Raw genomic sequence first — 1,184 nt, forward strand, 5'->3', positions numbered from 1 at the left:
TTACGGACGTTCCACCGCCAGCGCGACACCCATGCCGCCGCCGATGCACAGCGACGCCAGACCCTTCTTCGCGTCGCGCTTCTGCATTTCGTGCAGCAGCGTGACGAGAATCCGGCAGCCCGACGCGCCGATCGGATGACCGATCGCGATCGCCCCGCCGTTCACGTTGATCTTCGACTGATCCCAGCCCATCTGCTTGTGCACCGCCAGCGCTTGCGCCGCGAACGCCTCGTTGATTTCCATCAGATCGAGATCGTTCACGCTCCAGCCCGCACGCTCCAGACAGCGCTTCGACGCCGGCACCGGGCCCATGCCCATGATCTTCGGATCGACGCCCGCGTTCGCGTACGCCTTGATGCGCGCGAGCGGCGTCAAGCCGAGCGCTTCGGCCTTCTTCGCCGACATCACGACGACCGCCGCCGCGCCGTCGTTGATGCCCGATGCGTTTGCAGCCGTCACCGTGCCTTCCTTCGAGAACGCCGGCTTCAGGCCCGCGAGCGCTTCGGGCGTCACGCCGTGACGCACGAATTCGTCGGTGTTGAATTGCAGCGGCTCGCCTTTACGTTGCGGAATCGCGACCGGCACGATTTCATCGTTGAAGCGGCCCGCTTTCTGCGCGGCTTCCGCCTTGTTCTGCGACAGCGCCGCGAACGCGTCCTGCTGCTCGCGCGTGATGCCGAATTCCTTCGCGACGTTTTCCGCCGTCGTGCCCATGTGATAGTTGTTATAGACGTCCCACAGGCCATCGACGATCATCGTGTCGATCAGCTTCGCGTCGCCCATGCGGAAGCCGTCGCGCGAGCCCGGCAGCACGTGCGGCGCCGCGCTCATGTTTTCCTGGCCGCCCGCGACGACGATCTCCGCGTCGCCCGCGATGATCGCGTTCGCTGCCAGCATCACCGCTTTGAGGCCCGAGCCGCAGACCTTGTTGATCGTCATGCCCGGCACCATGTCGGGCAAGCCCGCCTTGATGAGCGACTGGCGCGCCGGATTCTGGCCCGAACCGGCCGCGAGCACTTGGCCCAGGATCACTTCGCTCACCTGATCCGGCTTTACGCCCGCGCGCTCCAGCACGGCCTTGATGACCGTCGCGCCGAGTTCCGGCGCCGCGATTTTCGCGAGCGAGCCGCCGAATTTGCCTACCGCCGTACGCGCGGCCGATACGATCACTACGTCAGTCATTT

At 65.6% G+C, this 1,184-nt stretch carries 1 protein-coding gene; it reads right to left on the bottom strand.

What is annotated here, in order from left to right; genetic code table 11:
* The gene (locus QCE58_RS33970) at positions 1-1,182 is read right to left on the bottom strand and encodes an acetyl-CoA C-acetyltransferase (protein ID WP_175982097.1); all 1,182 of its coding nucleotides are present in this window, start codon (positions 1,180-1,182) and stop codon (positions 1-3) included.
* Positions 1,183-1,184: the final 2 nt, after the last annotated feature.

It is taken from the genome of Caballeronia sp. LZ028 (assembly GCF_031451415.1).
GTDB classification, from domain to species: domain Bacteria; phylum Pseudomonadota; class Gammaproteobacteria; order Burkholderiales; family Burkholderiaceae; genus Caballeronia; species Caballeronia zhejiangensis.